The following is a 5,097-nucleotide window of genomic DNA, read 5'->3' on the forward strand; positions in this document are numbered from 1 at the left end:
GGAGCAGGACCGCAATCGGCGGCCACGCGTCCACGTCGGCTGAGCCGGGACGGCAGATCGGTGCCCCGACCTCGTGGACTCGCGGGCACCGCCCCCCCGGACGGCGGGTCAACCGGTCAGCGAGAGGTGCGCAGCGGGCCTGCGCAGCAGCCACTGCCGGAACGTACGCCGCTGGGCGCGGACCACGACCCGGCCGTAGCGGATGTGACCGGCCAGCTCGATACGCAACGTCACCGGTGCACCGGTGTCGACCGCCCCCCGTGTCTTGACCTTGGCGTATCCCGTCGCCAGGGAGTCGGTGTCCACCACGAGTCCCGGCCGGGTCAGCAGGATGAGGGCACCACCGCGCATGTCCAGATCGATGCGCAGCGTGCTCCGGGCGGTCACCGCCTGGGTGAAGTCGAGCGTCACATCTCCCCAGGACGAGCAGATCTCCATCTGCCGTGGTACCACCCAGCGACCGACGCGCCGGGCCGAACTGCCCTGCTGCTCGATCCTGACGACGTCCTTGACCTCGGCCGGTAGCCCACCCGCAGTCGCCGCCGCGGCCGGCAGATCGGCCGTGAGGACGGACAACTCACCCATGGTGCGCGCGGAGAGAGCGGCCTCCAGGCGCTCGTCCAGTTCGTCGGAGGTCAGCCGGCCGTCCCCCGCCGCGATCCGCAGCACATCGACGACCCGGTCGCGGTCCGCGTGCGAGGCCCGCAGCTGAAGCGACGCACCGGAGCCCGCGAACTCCTCGGCGTGCGAGCGCTCTCCCGACATACCCCCACCTCGATCCCGACGGACACCCCGTCCCGAAACTAACGCTATATCGCGTCATACCTCGGCGCCAAGCCCGCACCCACGGCGACGCCTTGGGCCTGAACCCCGGCAGGGACACCACGGCCACGCAACTGCTGCACCTCCTTACCGCGAACGTCTGCGGCGGCTGAGTCCGGGGCACCGGGGAATCCCACGCTCCCCCGGGTGTTGCAGGTGTTGTGAGCTCACCGATCGCAGACACCCGCTTCTCCGTGCTCGACCGCTCCCGCACGCGCGAGGGGCACGACGGCACCGAGGCCCTGCGGGACACCGTGCGGCTTGCCCAGGAGATGGAGCGGCTCGGGTACCGCCGGTTCTGGGTCTCCGAGCACCACGGAGTGCCCGGCGTCGCCGGCTCCGCGCCCACGGTGCTGGCCGCGGCCGTCGCGGCCGCCACCCGCAGCATCCGGGTGGGGACCGGCGGCGTGATGCTGCCCAATCACCGGCCGCTCGTCGTGGCCGAGCAGTTCGGCGTACTCGAGGCGCTCTTCCCTGGCCGGATCGACATGGGCCTCGGCCGTTCCGTCGGCTTCACCGACGGGGTGCGCAAGGCGCTCGGCCGCGACAAGGACGACGCCGACGACTTTGCCGGCCAGCTCGCCGAACTTCTCGGATGGTTCCGGGGCACCTCCGCCGGCGGTGTCCACGCACGGCCCACGGAGGGCCTGACCGTGCCACCCTTCGTGCTGGCCATGGGCGAGGGCGCCGCGATCGCCGCCCGCACCGGGCTGCCCATGGTCATCGGGGACCTGAGAAACCGCGAGAGGATGCTGCGCGGCATCGAGCGCTACCGGGAGATGTTCCGGCCATCCGTATGGGCGAGCGAGCCGTATGTCGTCGTCTCCGGCACGGTCGCGGTGGCGGACACGCCGCAGGACGCCCACCGGATCCTGATCCCCGAGGCGTGGTCGATGGCGCACGCGCGGACCCACGGAACCTTCCCGCCCCTGCCGTCGCCCGAGCGCGTCGAGTCCCTGACGATGACCACCAAGGAACGCGGCTTCTACGAGGCCGGGCTCGTCGGTCACATCGTGGGCACCGAGGACCAGGTGGCCCACGAGCTGGAGGGACTGCTCAAGGAGACCGGGGCACAAGAGGTACTCGTCACGACCAGCACGTACGACCGGACGGCGCTGGTGGACCCCTACCGTCGACTCGCCCGGATCGCCGGGCTGGTACCGGCATAGGAAGCGTCACTCGCTCCACTCTCACGCCCTCCGAACCCGTCGCCGGGCAGTCGGCGGCGGGGGCCGCTCTGACCCGCCACCGGCCCTGCTTCACCGGGCCGCGAGTTCGACGTGCCCCCTCGACCGGTCAATGCGCCCGAAGTGTTCCCCAGGGGACACAGTCCATGACACAGGAAACCTCACGGCCCGCCGAGTTCCATACCGCCGGCGCCGACCACCTGGCCCTGCCGATCATCAGCGCAGAAGGGCACGCCGCCCCACCTCGCGCCCAGTGGCGCGGCCTCGCCGACATCGTCGGCCTCACCGCGTACTGGAGCCCCCGGGCGGTCAGAGGCCCAGATCGCTCAGGCTCGCGTGGTCGTCGGGCCGGCGCCCGAGCGGCCAGTGGTACAGACGCTCCGACTCCTTGATGGGAAGGTCGTTGATGCACGCATACCGCTTGCGCATCAGACCGTTGTCATCGAACTCCCAGTTCTCGTTGCCGTAGGAGCGGAACCAGTGGTCCGAGTCGTCGTGGCACTCGTAGGCGAAGCGCACGGCGATGCGGTTGCCGTCGAAGGCCCACAGTTCCTTGATGAGCCGGTACTCCAACTCCCGCCGCCACTTGCGGGTGAGGAAGGCGACGATCTCGTCCCGGCCGTTGATGAACTCGGCACGGTTGCGCCAGCGGGAGTCGACCGAGTAGGCCAGGGCGACCTTCTCCGGGTCGCGGGAGTTCCAGGCGTCCTCCGCCAGACGCACCTTCTCCGCAGCGGTGTCCCGGTCGAAGGGCGGGAACGGGGGGCGTGCATCGGTCGTCATGTCATCTCCGTCCAGAGAACGATCGTTCTCCCCTTGGCGACCACAGTACGAGAACGATGATTCTCGTGCAACAGGTACGTACGCAGGCGCATGTTGGGGTGGAGCGGCGGCGAAGATCGAGCCTGTGGTGGATCCCGCGTACACCACGCCGTGCAGCACTGCGGGTTCCGGGTGCGGATGGTGGAAAGTCGTGGCGTTCGTGTTCGGGTCGCGTCGCGCTGCGCTCCGCCGTAACCGGCGCCGCGAGGCCCCCGTCCTCGGACCGTGATGCCCAGCTGACCGTGACCGGCAGGGCCCATGGAACGGGCCCCCTTCCCGCATCACGTCAGCGGGATGGTCACCTCGTCCTCCACGGGCGGGTCGAGCTCCTGGCGCAGGTTGCCGGTCGCGGCGAAACACCGCAGCCGCACCGTCTCCTCGGTGACGTCCAGACGCAGGAAGCTCTTGAAGAACGGCGGGCTGTAGGTGGCCGAACCCGGCGAGAAGAGCCGGGTGTAGATCTTGCGTACGGGCAGGCGGAAGCGCGCCGTCCGGTCGGGGCGGCCACCGGAGCCCAGCAGACGGCCGACAAGCCGGATACGCCAGGTGACCCGGGCGGGAGTGCCTTGGGCGCGGGTCATGGGAATGCCGAGGCGCTCGGCGATGACGGCGGTCGCCTCCGCCTCGGTGAGGGTGAAGAAGCGCCGCAGCCGCAGGCGGCGCCCGTAGAGCCCGCTGTAGAAGGCCAGGGAGTCACCGCGCAGCGGATAACAGCGGAAGTCCTGCTCGCCGACGTTCGCGACGGACACGCGCGGAATGGTGTGGGTGGCGTGCATGAAGGCACCACCGCCGCCGGAGACCACGTACTGGATGGTGCGGCCGTCCACGTTCACCGGATAGCGCTGGTAGTTGTGGATGTCGCCGCCTATCGCCGCGACGTAGTGGTGGTCCGGGTGACGGACGATGTCGTCGACCGTGCCGCCGCCCTCGATGGGGCAGGGATGGTGTTCACCGTCCACGTACAGGGGCGAGCCGGTGACGAGGATCTTGGGCCGGGGCCCTTGCGAGACCTCTCGCAGCCAGCGGCCCTGTTCGGCGTCGATGGTGCCGAGCAGGCCCGTGTCGATACCCACGATGCGGATGCGTCCGGCGTCGATCGCCCAGTACGGGCCCGGCTGCAGCGCCTGCTGGGCGGGGGCGGAGCGCAACTTCCGGGCCTCGGCGAGGCGCTGCACGTCCGGCTTGCCCGGCCTGTGCCACAGCAGCGAGCGCAGCCAGGCCCGGGTCGGCGGACGCGGCGCGGAGGCCGGGGCGAGAGGTGCGGCGTCACAGAAGACCTTCATGAACCCTTGAAGGTCCTCGTACCAGTCATGGTTGCCGGGTATGGCGTAGAGGGGAGCCGGGTAGTCCCGGTAGGGGCGGAAGAACTTCGTCCCGTAATCGGCGGTTGCCCCCACCGGATAGATGACGTCACTGGCCAGCACGGCGAAGTCGGTGTCCTGACCGACCTTCAGGAGGCCGGGCACCACGGCATATTGGGGATCGTCACCCTCTCCTGTGTCTCCGATGACCATGAAGGAGAAGTGGTTCGGGCCGTCATGTCCGATCACCTTGTCGACGGGTGCGCCCGCTGCCTCCTGCTGCTCCACCCAGCGGCTCCGGGTGCGCCCGGTGGGGTCCCCGAACCATGAGGCCAGCACACCGTTGCGCGCCGCCCAGAGCGTCTTCGGGTCGAGCCAGGAGAGCTTCTCGACCTGACGTGGCATCAATGCGTGATAGGCGCCGGGCTCCGCGTCGCCCCAGCCGGCACCCTCGGCTGTATCGCGTGAAGATTCGGACACCGGTGCACCGTAGCAATGAGCGAAAGGGCGCCGGGACAGGGGGGTTGCCGTTCCGGGAACGGCGGACCGAGAGTGAAACGGCGTCCGAAGGACCGGGCCGGGACGCTCCGTCCCGGCCCGGTGGTGGTGCGTCAGGGACGCGCCGGCAGATCCGGGTGCTCACCCGTCGGCAGCCCCAGGGCCCGCTGGGCGGTGCGGGCCATGGCACGCCGGTCGGTCCCGGCGTCCGGTGTGAGCACCGGCGTGACCCGTACCTCCGCGACGAGCCGGCGCGCCGACACGACCCGCCACACCGACGTCAGCAGGGAGTCGCTCCCCACGAACGCGGGCGCGGTGCTCGCCGGTCCCTCGTCGAACCGGTAGAGGAGGCGCACCGGCTGGACGGGGACATCCGCGTCCAGGGCCGCCTGGAACGCGGCCCGGCGGAAGTACCCCTGAGCCCGGCCGCACCAGGTGCTCCCCTCGGGGAAGACCACGACCGCCGA

General features: G+C 70.5%; 5 protein-coding genes. 1 reads left to right on the forward strand and 4 read right to left on the reverse strand.

Going from position 1 to position 5,097, the window contains the following annotated elements:
* Positions 1 to 108: 108 nt before the first annotated feature.
* Positions 109 to 765, reverse strand: coding sequence for a DUF1707 SHOCT-like domain-containing protein (locus VXC91_RS42110; protein ID WP_329512638.1), 657 nt, complete (start codon positions 763 to 765; stop codon positions 109 to 111).
* Between the two features lie 218 nt (positions 766 to 983).
* On the opposite strand from VXC91_RS42110, the gene VXC91_RS42115 reads away from it, so the two are divergent.
* Positions 984 to 1,991 carry an LLM class flavin-dependent oxidoreductase gene (locus VXC91_RS42115; RefSeq protein ID WP_329512639.1) on the forward strand — a complete coding sequence of 336 codons (1,008 nt, stop codon included), beginning with the start codon at positions 984 to 986 and terminating at the stop codon, positions 1,989 to 1,991.
* Positions 1,992 to 2,318: 327 nt separating this feature from the next.
* Here the strand turns inward: VXC91_RS42115 and VXC91_RS42120 are convergent, their stop codons facing one another.
* From VXC91_RS42120 to VXC91_RS42130, 3 genes are all read right to left on the reverse strand, one after another.
* Positions 2,319 to 2,792: a nuclear transport factor 2 family protein gene (locus tag VXC91_RS42120; protein ID WP_329512640.1), complete on the reverse strand. Its 474-nt coding sequence runs from the start codon at positions 2,790 to 2,792 to the stop codon at positions 2,319 to 2,321.
* 320 nt (positions 2,793 to 3,112) lie between these two features.
* Positions 3,113 to 4,612: a metallophosphoesterase family protein gene (locus VXC91_RS42125; RefSeq protein WP_329512641.1), complete on the reverse strand. Its 1,500-nt coding sequence runs from the start codon at positions 4,610 to 4,612 to the stop codon at positions 3,113 to 3,115.
* Between the two features lie 131 nt (positions 4,613 to 4,743).
* Positions 4,744 to 5,097 (reverse strand): 1-acyl-sn-glycerol-3-phosphate acyltransferase (locus VXC91_RS42130; RefSeq protein WP_329512642.1); only part of this gene is annotated, 354 nt, incomplete at its 5' end.

Source organism: Streptomyces chiangmaiensis (assembly GCF_036281785.1).
GTDB lineage: Bacteria > Actinomycetota > Actinomycetes > Streptomycetales > Streptomycetaceae > Streptomyces > Streptomyces chiangmaiensis.

What these genes read in the sequence shown, in the direction of transcription:
- VXC91_RS42110 (WP_329512638.1), bottom strand. Translation starts at nt 765, where the DNA reads ATGTCGGGAGAGCGCTCGCACGCCGAGGAGTTCGCGGGCTCCGGTGCG.
- VXC91_RS42120 (WP_329512640.1), bottom strand. Translation starts at nt 2,792, where the DNA reads ATGACGACCGATGCACGCCCCCCGTTCCCGCCCTTCGACCGGGACACC.